Below are 17,629 nucleotides of genomic sequence, written 5' to 3' on the forward strand. Positions count from 1 at the left end.
TGTGCGGCAAAAGGCGCCGCTTCGGGAATCTGCCTTGCGCCTGTCGAGCCAAAACGGCCGCTTCCGCTTTTCTGGTAACAAATTTGTCAATCGTATGTCGGCGGGTTTTAGCTTGTGAAGTTTTTCACTACATGTAATTGACATGATTTTACCCCTATTGTATGCTTACAAAGGGTCTGCATGAGAGGGTTTTCATACATAATGGATGTGCTATTGAAAGCCGGATGCGACTGCTCTTTTTATGGGCGTGAATGTCAAATCATTATGAATTTCGAGGGGTTTATCATGCACCCGAAAAAAAGTCCCTTACAAGCAATGGCGATTTATTCAGCCATTCTCTCGCAACTTGTCGGGTCCGTACTAATCGGGGTCTTTACAGGGATGTGGCTTGATGAGCGCTTCGGAACCGCCCCGCTCTTTTTGATCATCTGCCTGCTCGCCGGACTTAGTGCCGGGGTTTGGGCGATGCTTCAGACCGTCCGAAAATTCGAATCAGGAGACATGTGAAAAATGGATGGACTTCAAGAGATCTATAAAAGACTGAAGAGGCTGATGTATTTCATCCTCGCTGCGTTCGTGTTGGGATGGGGAGTTACTCCTTACCCGGAAGTGTTCGCGGGCTTGATCGTCGGATCTCTGTTCGGCATTTATAATATGTGGATCCTGGTCCGCAGAATGGAAAAATTCGATCGGGCGGTGGCAGAAGGCTCGAAAGTCCGTTCTCTTGGAACGGCATTACGGTTCGCATCAGGTGTAGCCGTTGTGGCGATCGCTATTTTATTCGCTGAGCACATACACTTGGTCAGTGCGGTAATCGGGTTGATGATCCCTTATGGTCTCCTTTTGGTGGAGCGGGTCGTTTATCACATGAAACACCATTAAAGAAAGTGGAAAGAGAGGTGAATTTATCGTGGATCATGGCGCTCCAATGCTCGAGGTGTTCGGAATCTGGTTCAACCTATCGAACGTTATGATGCTGCTTGTAGCCGCTCTTATTGTTTTCCTTATCGCGTTCTTTGCTACCCGCAACTTGAAGCTGAAGCCGACAGGCATGCAGAACTTCATGGAATGGGTCATGGACTTTGTCAAAGGAATCATTAAAAGCAATATGGACTGGCGGGACGGCGGACGATTCCATATTCTTGGGATTACGCTGATCATGTTCATCTTCGTTTCGAACATGCTCGGGCTTCCATTTGCTGTTGTCGTCAACGGAGACCTTTGGTGGAAATCACCAACAGCGGATCCAGTCGTGACAATGACATTGGCTGCAACAATCATTATCTTGAGCCACTATTATGGTATTAAGCTGAAAGGCTTGAAAGGCTACAGTTCAGATTTCCTGAAACCGATGCCGTTCTTGTTCCCGCTTAAAATCATTGAGGAATTCGCAAATACGCTGACACTCGGTCTGCGTCTTTACGGTAACATCTACGCTGGTGAGATCTTGCTTACTTTGTTGGCAGGGCTTGCTTCAGCAAGTATCTTCGGATTCGTCGGTGCAATCTTGCCGATGATGGCATGGCAAGGGTTCTCGATCTTTATCGGGGCTATCCAAGCGTTCATTTTCGTTATGTTAACGATGGTTTATTTATCGCATAAAGTCAGCGAAGACCATTGAGTATAAACTGCCTTCGGGCAAAACAAAAAAACAATTATCCTGAGGAGGACATTTTAAAATGGGTTTATTAGCAGCAGCAATTGCAGTAGGTTTAGCAGCACTAGGTGCAGGTATCGGTAACGGACTTATCGTGTCAAAAACAGTTGAAGGTATCGCTCGCCAGCCAGAAGCACGCGGCGTTCTTCAAACAACAATGTTCATCGGTGTAGCTTTGGTCGAGGCATTGCCGATCATCGCCGTAGTTATCGCGTTCATCGTAATGAACCGTTAATAAAGAAAAGCGAAAGTGCCTATTCAGCTCTGACAGGCATAAGGCGAACCAGCGAAGCGGCGTTCTTTGCCGCACAGCTGGGTTGACTTATGTCCCGAAGAGCTAGGCACTGGAGTCTAGACATCGCGAAAAGCGAATCTAGACAAAGCAATTTATTACTGAAAAGCTAAATGGCGAGAATGCTCCGGCATGTTTTTCGCCATTTATGCTTGTATGATGCATTTTGGATTTCGACAGCACATCTAACGATTTTAAGGAATATATAATAGAAGAAAAAGTATTTTAGGCTCTTGAAGGGAGTGAAACAATCGTGTTTTTTGATCACCTCGTACTCGGTGCAACCGGGGAGTTTTTGAATATTGGAGACATCATCGCAACATTGGTCATCTTTTTGCTCCTAATGGCCCTGTTGAAGAAATTTGCTTGGGGTCCATTGATGGGCGTTATGCAGCAACGTGAAGATTTGATTGCAAGTGAGATCGAAACTGCTGAAAAAAGCCGTCAGGAATCACAGCAAATGCTTGATGAGCAGCGCAACCTTTTGAAGGATGCCCGCAACCAGGCGCAGGAAATCGTTGAGAATGCCAAGAAACAAGGCGAAGTTTCTCGTGAGGAAATCATTACGACAGCGCGTGCTGAATCTGCCCGCATGAAAGAATCCGCAGTGGCAGAAATTGCTAACGAGCGTGAAAAAGCGATCGCAGCAGTCCGCGAAGAAGTTGTGGCTCTGTCCTTGTTGGCAGCTACGAAAGTATTGGACAAGGAAATCTCTGAGGAAGACAACCGTCAGTTGATTAACGAAACGATTGCGAAGGCAGGCGAAGTGCAATGAGCCAAGTCGCTGAGCGCTACGCATCGGCATTATTCCAGGTAGCCAAAGAGCACAATGTGACTTTGGAAATCGAACAGGATCTCCGTGAAGTACGTAAAGTTTTCAAGTTGACTCCTGAACTTTACCAATTGATCGTGTCACCGAAACTTTCAGCTGAAAAGCGCACAAACCTCATCAACGAAGTATTCCAAGGGGCTAACCCTTATGTCGTGAATACACTTCAGATGTTGGGTGATCGCAGACGCATGAACGAAGTCAGTGATTTGACACAAGCATATATCAAGCTTTCCAATGAAGAGCAGGGAATTGAAGATGCAACCGTTTATTCGACCCGTCCGTTGACGGAAGAAGAAACCGCATCTATTTCCACGGCTTTCTCGAAAAGCATCGGCAAGAATTCTTTACGGATTGAAAACGTAATCGACCCATCATTGATCGGTGGATTGCGCCTTCAAATCGGGAACCGCATCTTTGACAGCAGCGTCAGCACAAAACTTGCCCGCCTGCAGCGTCAATTGATCGGCTAATTTATGAAATTATGAGAGGGTGAAATACATGAGCATCAAAGCTGAAGAAATCAGCAATCTGATTAAGCAACAGATTGAAAACTATCAATCAGAGATGAAAGTTGACGAAGTCGGTACAGTCATCACGATTGGTGACGGTATCGCTCGCGCTCATGGCCTCGACAACATCATGGCTGGAGAACTTGTAGAATTCTCTAATGGTGTAATGGGTATGGCACAGAACTTGGAAGCCAACAACGTTGGTATCATCATCCTTGGGCCATTCGCAGACATCAAAGAAGGCGATGAAGTACGTCGGACTGGCCGTATTATGGAAGTACCGGTAGGGGAAGAACTTATCGGACGCGTTGTAAATCCACTGGGACAGCCGGTTGATGGTCTTGGACCGATCAACACGACTAAATCCCGTCCTATCGAAAGCCCAGCACAAGGCGTTATGGCACGTAAATCCGTGCACGAACCGCTTCAAACTGGGATTAAAGCAATCGATGCTCTTGTGCCGATCGGCCGTGGGCAGCGTGAGTTGATCATCGGTGACCGCCAGACTGGTAAAACTTCTGTCGCGATCGATACGATCTTGAACCAAGCTGACCAAGACATGATCTGCATTTACGTAGCAATCGGCCAAAAAGAATCGACTGTCCGTAACGTTGTTGAAACGTTCCGTAAAAACGGGGCGCTTGATTACACAATCGTCGTGACAGCTTCTGCTTCACAGCCAGCTCCACTTCTATACTTGGCTCCTTACGCGGGTATTTCCATGGCTGAAGATTTCATGTTCGACGGCAAGCACGTTTTGATCGTCTATGATGATTTGACAAAACAAGCTTCCGCTTACCGTGAACTTTCACTCTTGCTTCGTCGTCCTCCGGGCCGTGAAGCTTACCCAGGTGACGTTTTCTACCTTCACTCACGCCTTCTTGAGCGCGCAGCGAAGTTGAACGAAACGCTTGGTGCAGGATCGATCACTGCTTTGCCGTTCGTTGAAACGCAAGCAGGCGATATTTCTTCATACATTCCGACAAACGTAATCTCGATTACGGATGGACAGATCTTCCTTCAATCGGATCTTTTCTTCGCAGGTGTTCGCCCAGCGATCAACGCCGGTCTTTCTGTATCCCGTGTAGGTGGTTCAGCACAGATCAAAGCGATGAAGAAAGTAGCCGGGACTTTGCGTCTTGACTTGGCTGCTTACCGTGAATTGGAGTCATTCTCACAATTCGGTTCCGACCTTGACCCAGCGACAGCTGCAAAACTCGAGCGTGGTAAACGGACAGTTGAAGTTCTCAAACAGGACTTGAACAGCCCGATCAAAGTTGAAAAACAAGTTGTTATCTTCTACGCATTGACTCGCGGATTCCTCGACGATATCCCAGTACAAGACATCACTCGTTTCGAAGCTGAATTGACTAGCTGGTTGGATACAAACCACACGAACGTTTTGGATACCATCCGTACAACTCAGGGATTGCCATCTGACGAAGAATTCAGTGCCGCAATCAACGAATTCAAGCACACATTCGCTAAATCAGAATAAGCTCCCTGGCAGGATCGGAAGAAAAAATAACAAGGTGGTGAAATACCAGTGGCATCTTTACGCGATATAAAAACACGAATTACGTCAACCAAGAAAACAAGCCAAATCACGAAAGCGATGCAGATGGTTTCCGCTTCTAAATTGAACAAAGCAGAAATGAGCGCGAAAGCTTTCGTTCCATATATGGAAAAGATCCAGGATGTGGTCGCTTCGATCGCAGCCGGTTCCAGCGACGTGTCCAATCCGATGATGATGACACGCCCTGTCAAGAAAACGGCATATTTGGTCATTACCTCTGACCGTGGCCTTGTTGGCGGCTATAACAGTAACATCTTGCGTACTGTGATGGCTAAAATCAACGAGCGCCATGCGTCAAGCGACGAATTTGTTATCCTCTGCGTCGGGCGGAAAGGCCGTGACTTCTTCGCGAAGAAAGGCTATAACATCATCGAAAGCTCAATCGGGCTTCCGGACCACCCATCGTTTGCGGATATCAAGGAAATAACGCGCAAAGCTGTTGGTATGTTCGCAGACGGTACGTATGACGAAGTTTATATGTACTATAACCATTATGTTTCTGCCATCTCCCAGGAGGTTACCGAAAAGAAAGTGCTGCCGTTGACTGACATTCAGCCAACAGGATCGACTGCTTCTTACGAGTTCGACCCATCAGCGGAAGCGATTCTGGAAGTTCTTCTTCCACAATACGCGGAAAGCTTGATCTTTGGAGCCTTGCTGGACGGCAAAGCAAGTGAGCATGCTGCTTCCATGACAGCAATGAAGAGCGCAACCGACAATGCATCAGAATTGATCGATGATCTGACGCTTGTCTACAACCGTGCACGCCAAGCTGCGATCACTCAGGAAATCACAGAGATCGTCGGCGGAGCTGCGGCTCTGGAATAGAATATTAAGTTCAAAAGCGGACGCGGCTGATAAAGCCGCTCGAGCTTTTCATAGGTTCAATAAAAGTAAGACAGGAGGGAACAGCATGAACACAGGACACGTTCTTCAGGTTATGGGTCCGGTTGTAGACGTTAAGTTTTCCAACGGCCAACTTCCAGCGATCTACAACGCCCTAACCGTTAATATCGATCGTCCCAATCAAGCTCAAACTACTTTGACTCTTGAAGTAGCTTTGCACCTTGGCGACGACACAGTTCGTACCATCGCAATGGAATCCACTGATGGATTGCAGCGCGGTTCAGCAGTAACCGATTTGGGCAGAGCAATTTCTGTTCCTGTCGGAGAAGCTACACTTGGCCGGGTATTTAACGTACTTGGTGAAGTAATCGACTTGGGTGAGGAAATTCCGGCATCAGAGCGCCGCGACCCGATTCACCGTTCAGCTCCTACGTTTGAGCACCTTTCCACAGAAGTTGAAATCCTTGAAACTGGTATCAAAGTAGTTGACTTGCTAGCCCCTTACATCAAAGGCGGTAAAATCGGCCTCTTCGGTGGTGCCGGTGTAGGTAAAACTGTTTTGATCCAGGAATTGATCAACAACATCGCACAAGAGCACGGCGGTCTTTCCGTATTCGCCGGTGTTGGTGAGCGTACACGCGAAGGAAACGACTTGTTCCACGAGATGAGCGATTCCGGCGTTATCAAGAAAACATCAATGGTCTTCGGCCAGATGAACGAGCCGCCGGGCGCACGTATGCGTGTTGCCTTGACTGGTTTGACAATGGCTGAATACTTCCGTGATGAGCAAGGCGCAGACGTTCTTTTGTTCATCGATAATATCTTCCGCTTCACGCAAGCAGGTTCTGAAGTATCCGCCCTTCTTGGCCGTATGCCATCAGCGGTTGGTTACCAGCCGACACTTGCGACTGAAATGGGTCAATTGCAAGAGCGTATCACGACAACAAGCGCTGGTTCTGTAACATCGATCCAGGCAATCTATGTCCCTGCCGATGACTACACGGATCCGGCTCCAGCGACAACATTTGCCCACCTTGATGCGACAACTAACCTTGAGCGTAAACTTTCTGAGATGGGTATCTACCCAGCGGTGGATCCGCTAGCTTCTACTTCACGCGCATTGTCTCCTGAAATCGTCGGCGCTGAGCACTACGGTGTTTCCCGCCAGGTTCAAGAAACGTTGCAGCGCTACAGAGAGCTACAGGATATCATTGCGATCCTTGGTATGGACGAATTGAGCGATGAGGACAAGCTGACGGTTAACCGTGCACGCCGCGTCCAAAACTTCCTTTCTCAAAACTTCCACGTTGCTGAACAGTTCACAGGCCAAAAAGGTTCTTACGTTCCAGTTCAGGAAACGATCAAAGGCTTCCAGGAAATCCTTGCCGGCAAATACGATCACCTTCCGGAAGATGCTTTCCGCCTAGTCGGGCGCATCGAAGAAGTTATCGAAAAAGCCAAAGGCATGGGCGTACAAGTCTAAAATCAGGGACCAGGAGGGAAAAAAATGAAGACCATTACAGTCAATATTGTCACTCCCGACGGCCCAGTATACGATTCAGAAGTTTCTATGGTGATTGCAGTTACAGCAACCGGTGAGATGGGCGTTTTGCCTGGTCACATTCCGACAGTAGCTCCTCTTGGAATCGGCGCAGTCCGGTTAAAGAAAGAAAACTCGACGGAATTGGTCGCTGTAAGCGGTGGGTTCCTTGAAATCCGCCCTGAAAAAGTGACGATTCTTGCTCAATCAGCAGAAACTGCGACTGAGATCGACTTGGCGCGTGCGCAGGAATCTGCAAAACGTGCTGAAGCACTTCTTCAGGCAAGAAAAGATGAGATCGACTACAAACGCGCGGAATTGGCGTTAAAACGTGCGATGAATCGTATCAACGTTTATGAGGGTAACATTTAATAAAATGGGACGGACGGAAGCGATTCGCTTCTGTCCGTCTTTTTTATTGGATTATGGACAAGATTTCACGAAAAACTCATGAAGTTTTATATCATATGAAATATTTTCAGCTATACTAACAGCAGGGGTTTCAACAAATAGGATATGAGACGAAAGGAGAGGGCGGAGTGGAATTATACATTGGCCAACAAGCGTTGATTTCAATCATCAGCCATATCTTTTTCACCGGTGTTTCATTTTATGCATTGCGGGCTGTTATGTTCGATAAATGGATAGCTAAACACCATGTATTGCAGGCCCAGATCTTATACATATTCTTGAGCATTGTAATCGGGACGGCTGTCTCCAATTTCTTTTTGGATATTTCGGCATGGTCAAGGCAATTGCCGTATTTATTCTAGTATTGCCGATTTGCCATGGTAATGCGGATGCATGCCGTTCCTATGGCAAATCGGCAATGATTTACTATTTCCCGGGAAATATTCACTGTCTGAGGGTTTATTTCTATTGAAGTGGGGAAACAATTAACTGTAATCATTTTGTAATATTTCTTTTTTCGCAACGGACATAAAAATACCTATGTCTACGAACAACATGGGGTATATTGAGTTTTTGATAAGAAAGCTTTATAATGCTTGTTTCTTATCAAAAAACAAGGTACTATAGATAAGGTTTTCATTTTTAACTACCATAAACTACAGAGATTATTCAATGAGAAAAATATACGTGAAAGCTGTATAAATAAGGGACTATTAAACACATGGAGGGCTTTGCTTTGGATCATATCATCGTTAAAGGCGGAAAAAAATTATCAGGGAAAGTACGGGTAGAGGGAGCGAAGAATGCAGTGTTGCCGGTATTGGCAGGCGCACTTCTTGCGAGTGAAGGCAAGAGCTTCATTACGGAAGTGCCGAATCTCGCGGATGTCTATACCATTCAGGAAGTATTGAGAAGCTTGAATGTCGATATCGAGTATTTCCCGGAGAAAAACGAAATGCACATCGATGCATCTTCACAATTATCAAGTGAAGCACAGTTTGAATATGTCCGCAAAATGCGCGCATCCATTCTCGTCATGGGGCCGGTACTTGCACGCAACGGATTTGCCCGTGTCGCTTTGCCAGGCGGCTGCGCAATCGGATCCCGTCCGATTGACCAGCACCTAAAAGGCTTTGAAGCGATGGGAGCGAACATCACATTCGGCAATGGCTTCGTTGAAGCGAAAACGGATGGCCGCCTGCGCGGCGCTAAGATTTACCTCGACTTCCCAAGTGTCGGTGCGACAGAGAACATCATGTCAGCCGCAGCGCTTGCAGATGGGGTAACGATTATCGAAAACGCTGCGAAAGAACCGGAAATCGTTGACCTTGCGAACTATATCAATGAAATGGGCGGAAACGTCAAAGGTGCCGGTACCGATACAATGCGCATTGAAGGCGTGGAGACGCTTCACGGTTCGAATCACTCGATCATTCCTGACCGTGTGGAAGCTGGGACATTCATGGTGGCAGCTGCCATCACAGAAGGCGACGTCATCATTGAAAACGCTGTTCCAGAGCATATGGCTGCCTTGATCTCGAAAATGGGTGAAATGGGAGTCGATATCCAAGAGACGGATGAAGGCTTGCGCGTCCGTGCGACACGCCCGCTCCGTTCGATCGACATCAAGACGATGCCGCATCCGGGATTCCCGACAGATATGCAATCGCAAATGATGTCATTGATGCTGACAGCACAAGGCAACGGCATCTTGACTGAAACGGTTTTCGAAAACCGCTTCATGCATGTAGAAGAATTCCGCCGCATGAACGCTTCCGTCAAGATCGAAGGACGTTCAGTGATCATGGAAGGCCCTTCTAAATTGCAAGGCGCACAAGTATCCGCGACAGATCTCCGTGCAGCTGCTGCATTGATTCTGGCTGGGCTTGCTGCTGAAGGAATTACACGTGTACACGAACTTTATCATCTAGACCGCGGTTATGTTGATTTCCATTTGAAGCTTGAAGCTTTGGGTGCAGACATTGAACGTGTATCGACTGAAACTAGCGAAGTAAAAGAAGAGCAAATGGTTTAATTCATCAGGACTCATACTTCATAAGATCAAGAGCCTGCCGCACAATTGAGCGGCAGGCTTTTTTTGTAGAGAAACGGGCTGAAAGTATTTTCGGAGAATTTTGTCAGCGGTTGCAGGATTATGATAAGATTTTAACTAGACAAGTTGAAAGGCACACAAATTCGAGAAACTGGAATTCACTCAAAGTCTTGGAGTAATGGAAGGGGACGGCGTAATGTTTTCGAAAGATATAGGCATCGATCTCGGGACAGCCAATGTGCTGATCTATGTAAAGGGCAAGGGCATCATTTTAAACGAGCCGTCCGTTGTAGCAGTCGATAAGAAATCCAACGAGCTGATCGCCGTCGGGACGGAAGCCCAGAAAATGATGGGCCGCACACCCCAGCATATCGCGGTAATACGCCCCCTGAAAGATGGCGTCATCCACGATTTCGATATCACGGAACTGATGCTCAAGCATTTTATCCAAGTATTGAAACTGAAAGGCTTCATGATGAAACCGCGCATCCTCATCTGCTGCCCGGCGAACATCACGAGCATCGAGCAGAAGGCCATCCGTGAAGTGGCCGAAAAAGCGGGTGCGAGGAAAGTCTACGTTGAAGTGGAGCCGAAAGTGGCAGCTATCGGGGCAGGGCTCGATATTTACCGGGCGGATGCGAGCCTCGTCATCGATATTGGCGGCGGTACTTCCGATATTGCGGTTTTGTCGATGGGCGAAATCGTCAAAAGTGAAACTTTGAAAGTCGCAGGCGATCATTTTGACTTGGACATACTTCATTACATAAAGAAAAAATATAAATTACTGATCGGCGAACGGACGGCTGAAAAGCTGAAAGTCGAATTCGGGACACTCAGCGGTGATCAAGAAGCCACGATGGATATCCGGGGACGGGATATGCTGACGGGCTATCCGCGGACCATCACGCTGAAAGCGCAGGAGATCACGGAAGCCTTGCAGGAATCTGTCGAGTCAGTAGCGGAAGGCGTGCGGCTGGTGCTCGAACAAACGCCTCCCGAACTTGCCTCGGACATCATCGACCGCGGCGGGGTGTTGACCGGAGGCGGGGCCTTACTCGGCGGATTGGACCGGCTTTTATCGGAACGTCTCGGCATTCCGGTCGCCATTGCGGAACAGCCGAAAGAATGTGTCGTTCTCGGGACCGGGAAGATGCTTGAAGCAAAACAGGATATTTTCCGCACAAGGAGATAATATTCAAATTTTTGTTCCACAGCCCACGCTTTTTAGTATAATGGCAGATAGTGAAGAAACTTGAATTGGGCATTTAAAGAGGAAAGGTTGACATAGCAATGGCACAATCAAAAAAAACTGGCTCCACCCAGCCAAATAAACCGAATACGCAAGCCGGGAAGCCGCAAAAGAAAACGCGCTGGGTGCAAATCCGGATGTTTCCGATCTGGCTGAGGATCCTCCTTGTAATCGCGCTCCTCGTCGTCATGGCAGCTCTTGGCGCCATGGTCGGTTACGGCGTCATTGGAGACGGCAATGCAGGAGATGCCTTGAAATGGGAAACGTGGCAGCACATCTTTGATATCATGCGCGGAGTCACTTGATCGGGAAAGATAAAGCCTGGTGAAGAGACAAGCAGCAAGTGCAGAAGGGAATGGAATATATGTTGACGACAGAACAAGTACAGGCAATTTTGCCTCACCGATACCCATTTTTGATGGTCGATCGGATCCTTGAAATCGAAGCGGGGAAAAAAGCGGTCGGGCTGAAAAATGTTACCGCCAACGAAGATTTCTTTAATGGCCATTTTCCGGGCTATCCTGTCATGCCGGGCGTCTTGATCGTTGAAGCGCTGGCGCAGGTCGGTGCGGCTGCCGTTCTTCAGATGGAAGAAAACAAAGGCCGCCTAGCCTTCTTTACTGGCATCGATAATTGCCGCTTCAAGCGCCAAGTCACGCCAGGGGACCAATTGCGCCTGGAAGTGGAATTGACGCGTTTGCGCGGTTCTATGGGCAAAGGGCATGCCATCGCGACTGTCGATGGCGAAATCGCTTGCGAATGCGATATTTTGTTCGCACTTGGGCCAGTCCAGGAAAAATAGCATGGAAATGGAAAGTGCCTCCCGCAGCCGACTTGGCTGCGGGAGGCACTTTTTTAATTGGATTTGGTTTCATCTTTCCGCAATACGGGACGTTCCCGCATATCCGTTTCAAAACGCTCGAGCAGTTCCTGTCCTTCGAGCCCATCTTCCAGCAGCTCCGACAATAACGTCTCGGCGTATTTGCGGCGTGCCCGTTTCAAAGTCCCTTTCATCAGCACGGATACGTGTTCGCCGATCGTCTTGACGGCATGGATGATCACCTCAAAAGTAGCTGGTTCATTCCCCGGATAGGAAATGACGACTTTGACATCGTACACCTTTCCGGTTTGTTGCATATCGAGAAAGACGGATTCGTGTTTCTGGTCCACCAGCATTTCGAGCACCCAGGAACGTTGGGAATTTTCCTGGTTGATGATCAGGCCGTCATGGAGCGGGTAGTCTACGAGTTGATCCCCGTCTACAACGGCGAGCGACAGCATTTTAAAGGTTTTCATGCGATTCCCTCCAGATAAAGCTTTGTTTCAGTATAGCATAGCGGGGAAATGGCCGGCGAATGTCTATGGAAAAAAACATATTTCAACAAAATGGCGATTTTGTATAAAAGCCCCTTGTTCAAGCAAAGCCGGTTTTCATGCAGCGGAAGGGCAGGAAAATTTTTTTGCCCTTTCCGGAATTCCGCAAATGATGCCCGAAATCCTTTCAAATCCGCGATTTCCCACATTGCCAAGGAAATGGCGGTATTAGTATGCTTTCATTACCGGCAGGACAGCAGGCAGGCGATTAGGCCAGCAGCTGAATCGGCCTTTCCGGCAGGGGGTGAAATCAATGAATCAAGTAGGCATTGTAGGACGATTAACGAAAGACCCGTCGATGCGGGTGCTGGGGGAAGGGCGCGTACATACTACCTTCGTCGTGGCCATTTCCCGCAACTTCAGAAATCAGCGTGGTGAAATCGAAAGCGATTATGTCCTTTGCTCCACCTGGGGACGGACAGCCCAGAACGTCGCCAAGTATTGCATGAAAGGTTCACAAGTCGCCATTACGGGAAGAATCCAATCACGCCATTACGACAAGGAAGATGGCACCCGTGTCTATGTAACGGAAGTGATCGGCGACCAAGTACGTTTCCTCGATAAACGAAAGCCCTCAGATGATCTTATCCCCAAGCGGACGGAAACGGATTCTAATGCGGAGTTCGATTTCCAGCCGCCCGAAACTGAGCAGGTGAACAGTTGATGCATAAGGAGGCAAGTGGAATGCCGAAAGAACTTCAGCTCCAATTGGAAGTCCATATGGAGCAATTGATCAAACTGACCGCATCGCTTCATCAACGCATGATCGAAGCGGAGCGGGAGCTGTCAGAACTGAAACGGGTCTTCGCCACAGGCGACAAAAACTGATCAACGCTGTCCAAAAGAAAAAATCCGTCCAGGTGGGGTCCTGGCCGGATTTTTTAGAAGCTATACGTGAACAATTCTTTCAGTTCGTCATCGGACAGTTCCGTCATCCATTGGCTCGATTGGATAAACTGGTCCGACATCGACTGCTTCTGCGTAAGCAGCGAATCGATTTTCTCTTCGATTGTCCCGATCGTCACAAACTTATGGACGTGGACGAATTGCGTCTGGCCGATGCGGTATGCCCGGTCGGTCGCCTGATTCTCCACAGCCGGGTTCCACCAGCGGTCCGCATGCAGCACATGCGTAGCGGCCGTCAGGTTAAGCCCGGTCCCGCCCGCTTTCAAGGATAGGATGAATATCGGGAATTCGCCATTCTGGAATGCAGCGACAAGTGAGTCCCGCTGGTGTTTCGGCATATGTCCGGTCAAGAACGGCACTTCATGCCCGTATAATTCATTTAGCGCCTGCTGCAGCAGATGGCCCATCCCGATGTACTGCGTAAAGATCAAGCACTGCTCCCCGCGTTCCGCGATTTCCCCCGCAAGTGTCACGATACGCTCGAGTTTCTGGGAGCGGGGCAATAACTCGTCTGCGGTCGTATACGGCTCTTTCAAATAAAGGGACGGGTGATTGCACAGCTGTTTCAGCTTGCTGAGCATTTTCAGGACGAGGCCTTTTTTCTCGAAGCCTGTGAGCGTCCCCATCTTCTGCACCGTATCCTGCACCAGCCCCTCATACAGCGCGGCTTGCTCCGGCGTGAGTGGGCAATATTCCAATTGCTCCAGTTTTTCAGGTAAATTGAGCTGGAGTTCGGGGTCTTTTTTCGTCCGGCGCAAAAGAAATGGCTGTATGCGCTGCCGCAGCTTTTCTTTGGCCTGTTCGGAGTCATCCCGCTCAATCGGCACCATAAAGGCTTCCTGGAACTGCTTGATGCGGTACAGGTAGCCTTTATTGATGAAATCGAAAATCGACCACAGTTCAGACAAGCGGTTCTCGATCGGCGTCCCGGTCAAGGCGATGTGATGCTGCCCTTTGAACTTGCGGATCGTCCGCGATTGTTTCGTATACATATTCTTGATGTTTTGTGCTTCGTCGAGCGTGATGCTTGTCCACGTGAGGGACTGGATCTCATCGCTATCGGACGAAGCGATGCCGTATGTCGAGAGCACCACGTCCGGCTGTTCCGACGCCAGCGAATCCAAAAAGGCCTGGCCTTTCGGGCGGTTGCTGCCGTAATGCGTCGCCACTTTCAAATCGGGCGCAAACCGCTCCAGCTCTTTTTGCCAGTTGCCGAGCACGGAAGTCGGGCAAATGATGAGCGATGGCTGTTTCGGCTTTTCGCTGTGCACGTGGAGCAGGTAAGCGATCAATTGAACGGTCTTGCCGAGCCCCATATCATCCGCAAGGCATAAGCCGAAGCCTTCTTCGCGCATGAAGGTTAAATAATCGAAACCGGTCTTCTGGTAAGGGCGCAGTTCCGTCTTCAAGTTCTCCGGCAATGGCGTTTCCGGCAAATCGCGTTTATCGAGCAATTTATCGAGCAGGACCTTCAAGGATTTATTCAAATGGAACTCGACGAGCGGATCGTCTTCCTCGCCCGGTTCTTCGAGCATGACGTCCGGCACATTCTGGAACAGCATGTCTTTCAGCGTCCAGTCGGCGTCTTCCGCTTCTTCGATCATCTGGCGCAGCTGCATCAACAGGTTCGAGTCGACACGCACCCATTCGTTGCCGACGCGGATGAACTCGCGATTTTCCGTCACCAGCTGTTCGAAATCCTGCATGCTCAAATCATGGCCGTTGAGCGAGAACTTCCAGTCGAAGCTGATGATCTGGTCCAGGCCAACGACTGATGCTTTTTTCGCCGGGGAAGTGACATTCGCTTTGACGCGTACTTTCGATTCCTGGACGGCTTGCAGCCAGGAAGGGATCGACACTTCCACGCCGAATGCCTGCAATAGGTCGGCATCGTTGCGGAGGAAGTTCAGCACTTCTGCATCGGTCCAGCGGGTGATATACATCTGGTCCGCCTCGTAGCGGTCGACAGAAGGGCATAAGCTGAGAATCAGGCTTTGGCGCTTCTGGATGTCACGCGCATGGGCGCGCCACTTTTCAGGCAGCACTTTTTCCATCACTTCGTTTTCACGGCGTTTCGAAGGCGTCCAATAAGCGCTCCCGCGTTTCGTGCGCAATGCTGTGCGGAAAGCCCACAGGCCGCTATCATCCGGTTCGGTCAATTGCATCGCCATCACATAATCATCCGCGGGTTTGAGCCCATCCCAGCCTGCATGTTCGACAAAATGTAACAGGTACGGCAGCTGGGCGGACGTGAGCCCTTTTTGGCGCAGCTGATGCTGGATGGTATCGGTCAGGAACGAACGGATTTCCGCATCGCCATATCCCGGGTCAATGGAAATGACGCCATCTTCGACTTGCACGTGCTGCCAAAGGGACGGATCGTTCAAGGAATCGGCGACGCGGCGCGCAAGTTTCAACCAAGCCTCGTCCTGCAGGCGGCGCCCCGAAAACTGGACGTAATGATGCGGGGGCTGCTGGAACAAACGGACAAAATCGGCAGGCGTCAATAACAGGTCCAAGCCGTCCGTCTGGGCATTCATGCCGAAAAAGCTGTCCTTATCGGCGAAATACAGGAACGGGGACCAGATTTCCGGAGGGATCCGGTTGCCGCTGTCATTATAAGCTTGGAGCCGGAACATGTCCGACTGGTCTATTTTTAAGTAATACGTACGGCTTCCTTCGGTTTGGAATTGATTCATAACAGCTTTCCTTTCTCGATCTCTTCCTGGAGTGCGCGCAAGCGTTTATAGCGATGCTGGATTTCCTTCATATAGTCATTCCAAAATGGCATCTGCCCGCTTTTCTTGCACGCGGCTTTCATCTTCTTCCATACACGCACCGCCTGTTTATAACTCGTCCGGCTGCGCTCTTCGAGATGCTGCAGCGCATAGCGGTGGTATAGTGGCAGCGCAAAATCAGGAGCGGCATTATGCACTTCCTTCAAGCCGCATTCCTCTGCAAAATACAAAGGGGAATTATGCAGCTGGTGAAGTTCCGCCCATTGCTTGTACATGCCTTTTTCGACGAGGTAAGCGGAATAGGCAGGCAAGCCGTAATGGCCGAACTGCGTAAACAAATCTTCCCAATCCTCTTCGGTCAAATCGATCAATGAATACAGGCGGCTCAATACCCGCACATAATGATGGCGGTACTGCGTATACAAACCGTCGAATAGGAAGCTCCGGACGTGCGGCTTGATGGCCATCAAGATTGCAGTGAGCCCTTGCTGATGGCCTTCTTCTTCAGCGAGCACGGCGAGTTTGACCCAGTCAGCTGCAGCGCCTGGCGTAATGGCGCCAGGCGAAACCTCATTTCCGAGCAGCAAGGCGAAAAAGGCCTTGACCCGTTCGTCCGGGCGGCGGAATTCCTCTAGCCCGCTCATCCGTTCGCGCTTGCTGACAAATAATTCGGTCCAGAACAATTGATAGATTTCAAAGCGTTCAGAGAATGAATCGTCGTTCGTTTCCGCGAATTCGCGGACCAATTCACGCAAATGGGTGAAAAAAGCATCCGATTCGAACGTGCGGTGCAGGCCGCGCAATTGGCCAAGCATATCACGGAGTGCATGCAATTCATCCGCGAACCAGGTTTTGAAGAAGGAATGGTGCACTTCTTTCGTCCCGGCACTGAACGTATCCCAAACCTCTGTCAATGAAATCAAGTGGGCGTAGGTTTTATATAAAGTTTTCCATTCACGCTCGATGGGCATGAAGGACAGGGCATTTTTCAAGCGCCCTTCGTATAGTTGCTCGAAATAAAAATAATTGCGCGTGACATAATCATTGATCGGTTCGCGCCACGTGCTGCGGATCAGTGCTTCCCATTGATCCGGTGAGCGTTTGTTGGTCAGTGTCGCCAATTTCTCATTCTCCTTATCACGCCATTTCGCTACCCATTCGGAAAGCGAGTCGATTTTTTGGTAGAGCGAAAAAATGACCGCCAAACGGTGACGGCAGGTTTGATCCTGCGGGCAAGCGCATACGGCGGTGAGTTTCCCGAAGTTGAGCACTACTTTCACCGTATGGGCATCTTTCACGCTCGCTTCAAGCAGCAGGCGTTCTTCATTGAAGGAATGTATCTGCACGCCGTCGTGGCGCACTAAAAAGACTGCTTTTCGAACCATTTCCTCATCCAGCGCGCGGGCGGGATGAAGCGACTTGTCGATAGCAGCCATATAATTGCGGATCGTGTCTTCGTATTGTTTCGCTAAGGATAAAACCGTAGCCATCTGCATCGCCCCAAATAAAAACATTTCCTTCTATTATACGGCTTTGGGGCAAGACAGTAAATGAAGAAGGAAAAAGAAGCGGAAAAGCCATCGTTTATCCATACTTATTTCTATCCGTATCGCCCAATTTATGGTATGATTCATGTAAGCAGAATA

Annotated in this window: 20 protein-coding genes; 17 read left to right on the forward strand and 3 right to left on the reverse strand. The window is 49.1% G+C overall.

Annotation, left to right across the window (positions count from 1 at the left end; genetic code table 11):
• The first annotated feature begins 285 nt into the window (after positions 1-285).
• From DP119_RS02330 to fabZ, 15 genes are all read left to right on the forward strand, one after another.
• Positions 286-507 (forward strand): AtpZ/AtpI family protein, encoded by a 222-nt coding sequence (locus DP119_RS02330; RefSeq protein WP_112231903.1) that lies wholly within the window; start codon positions 286-288, stop codon positions 505-507.
• A 3-nt stretch (positions 508-510) separates the two neighbouring features.
• Positions 511-882, forward strand: coding sequence for an ATP synthase subunit I (locus DP119_RS02335; protein ID WP_112230473.1), 372 nt, complete (start codon positions 511-513; stop codon positions 880-882).
• Positions 883-910: 28 nt separating this feature from the next.
• On the forward strand, positions 911-1,621 hold the full coding sequence (atpB, locus tag DP119_RS02340; RefSeq protein ID WP_112230475.1) for a F0F1 ATP synthase subunit A: 711 nt from the start codon (positions 911-913) through the stop codon (positions 1,619-1,621).
• Between the two features lie 58 nt (positions 1,622-1,679).
• Positions 1,680-1,892: a F0F1 ATP synthase subunit C gene (atpE, locus tag DP119_RS02345; RefSeq protein WP_008433003.1), complete on the forward strand. Its 213-nt coding sequence runs from the start codon at positions 1,680-1,682 to the stop codon at positions 1,890-1,892.
• Between the two features lie 310 nt (positions 1,893-2,202).
• Positions 2,203-2,724, forward strand: a complete 522-nt coding sequence (gene atpF, locus DP119_RS02350) for a F0F1 ATP synthase subunit B (protein ID WP_112230477.1) — start codon at positions 2,203-2,205, stop codon at positions 2,722-2,724.
• Positions 2,721-3,251: a F0F1 ATP synthase subunit delta gene (locus DP119_RS02355; protein WP_112230479.1), complete on the forward strand. Its 531-nt coding sequence runs from the start codon at positions 2,721-2,723 to the stop codon at positions 3,249-3,251. The genes atpF and DP119_RS02355 overlap by 4 nt, the downstream gene beginning before the upstream one ends.
• A gap of 28 nt (positions 3,252-3,279) precedes the next feature.
• A complete protein-coding gene (gene atpA / locus DP119_RS02360; RefSeq protein ID WP_112230481.1) occupies positions 3,280-4,788 on the forward strand; it encodes a F0F1 ATP synthase subunit alpha in 1,509 nt (502 codons plus the stop codon).
• A 48-nt stretch (positions 4,789-4,836) separates the two neighbouring features.
• The gene (gene atpG, locus DP119_RS02365; RefSeq protein ID WP_112230483.1) at positions 4,837-5,694 is read left to right on the forward strand and encodes an ATP synthase F1 subunit gamma; all 858 of its coding nucleotides are present in this window, start codon (positions 4,837-4,839) and stop codon (positions 5,692-5,694) included.
• 85 nt (positions 5,695-5,779) lie between these two features.
• On the forward strand, positions 5,780-7,195 hold the full coding sequence (gene atpD, locus DP119_RS02370; protein ID WP_112230485.1) for a F0F1 ATP synthase subunit beta: 1,416 nt from the start codon (positions 5,780-5,782) through the stop codon (positions 7,193-7,195).
• A 24-nt stretch (positions 7,196-7,219) separates the two neighbouring features.
• Complete coding sequence (locus DP119_RS02375) at positions 7,220-7,624, forward strand: F0F1 ATP synthase subunit epsilon (protein WP_058382971.1); 405 nt, start codon at positions 7,220-7,222, stop codon at positions 7,622-7,624.
• 167 nt (positions 7,625-7,791) lie between these two features.
• Positions 7,792-8,025: a DUF1146 family protein gene (locus DP119_RS02380; protein ID WP_112230487.1), complete on the forward strand. Its 234-nt coding sequence runs from the start codon at positions 7,792-7,794 to the stop codon at positions 8,023-8,025.
• Positions 8,026-8,399: 374 nt separating this feature from the next.
• Entirely contained in the window at positions 8,400-9,698 is a 1,299-nt protein-coding gene (murA, locus tag DP119_RS02385) for a UDP-N-acetylglucosamine 1-carboxyvinyltransferase (RefSeq protein ID WP_112231905.1), read from the forward strand.
• Positions 9,699-9,912: 214 nt separating this feature from the next.
• Positions 9,913-10,908: a rod shape-determining protein MreB gene (gene mreB, locus DP119_RS02390; protein ID WP_112230489.1), complete on the forward strand. Its 996-nt coding sequence runs from the start codon at positions 9,913-9,915 to the stop codon at positions 10,906-10,908.
• A gap of 98 nt (positions 10,909-11,006) precedes the next feature.
• Positions 11,007-11,270, forward strand: a complete 264-nt coding sequence (locus tag DP119_RS02395; RefSeq protein WP_112230491.1) for a DNA-directed RNA polymerase subunit beta — start codon at positions 11,007-11,009, stop codon at positions 11,268-11,270.
• Positions 11,271-11,329: 59 nt separating this feature from the next.
• Positions 11,330-11,767: a 3-hydroxyacyl-ACP dehydratase FabZ gene (fabZ, locus tag DP119_RS02400; protein ID WP_112230493.1), complete on the forward strand. Its 438-nt coding sequence runs from the start codon at positions 11,330-11,332 to the stop codon at positions 11,765-11,767.
• A gap of 53 nt (positions 11,768-11,820) precedes the next feature.
• On the opposite strand, the gene DP119_RS02405 is transcribed toward fabZ, so the two are convergent.
• A complete protein-coding gene (locus DP119_RS02405) occupies positions 11,821-12,261 on the reverse strand; it encodes a YwpF family protein (protein WP_112230495.1) in 441 nt (146 codons plus the stop codon).
• Between the two features lie 331 nt (positions 12,262-12,592).
• On the opposite strand from DP119_RS02405, the gene DP119_RS02415 reads away from it, so the two are divergent.
• Both DP119_RS02415 and DP119_RS15790 read left to right on the forward strand, forming a co-directional pair.
• On the forward strand, positions 12,593-13,003 hold the full coding sequence (locus DP119_RS02415) for a single-stranded DNA-binding protein (RefSeq protein ID WP_112230499.1): 411 nt from the start codon (positions 12,593-12,595) through the stop codon (positions 13,001-13,003).
• A gap of 20 nt (positions 13,004-13,023) precedes the next feature.
• Positions 13,024-13,167: a hypothetical protein gene (locus DP119_RS15790; RefSeq protein WP_167399171.1), complete on the forward strand. Its 144-nt coding sequence runs from the start codon at positions 13,024-13,026 to the stop codon at positions 13,165-13,167.
• A 53-nt stretch (positions 13,168-13,220) separates the two neighbouring features.
• Here DP119_RS15790 and DP119_RS02420 read toward each other — a convergent pair whose 3' ends face one another.
• Both DP119_RS02420 and DP119_RS02425 read right to left on the reverse strand, forming a co-directional pair.
• Positions 13,221-15,944 (reverse strand): DEAD/DEAH box helicase, encoded by a 2,724-nt coding sequence (locus DP119_RS02420; protein WP_112230501.1) that lies wholly within the window; start codon positions 15,942-15,944, stop codon positions 13,221-13,223.
• Positions 15,941-17,473, reverse strand: a complete 1,533-nt coding sequence (locus DP119_RS02425; RefSeq protein WP_112231907.1) for a hypothetical protein — start codon at positions 17,471-17,473, stop codon at positions 15,941-15,943. Before DP119_RS02425 ends, DP119_RS02420 begins: the two co-directional genes overlap by 4 nt.
• Positions 17,474-17,629 lie beyond the last annotated feature (156 nt).

It is taken from the genome of Planococcus maitriensis, assembly GCF_003289925.1.
Taxonomy (GTDB): Bacteria; Bacillota; Bacilli; order Bacillales_A; family Planococcaceae; genus Planococcus; species Planococcus maitriensis.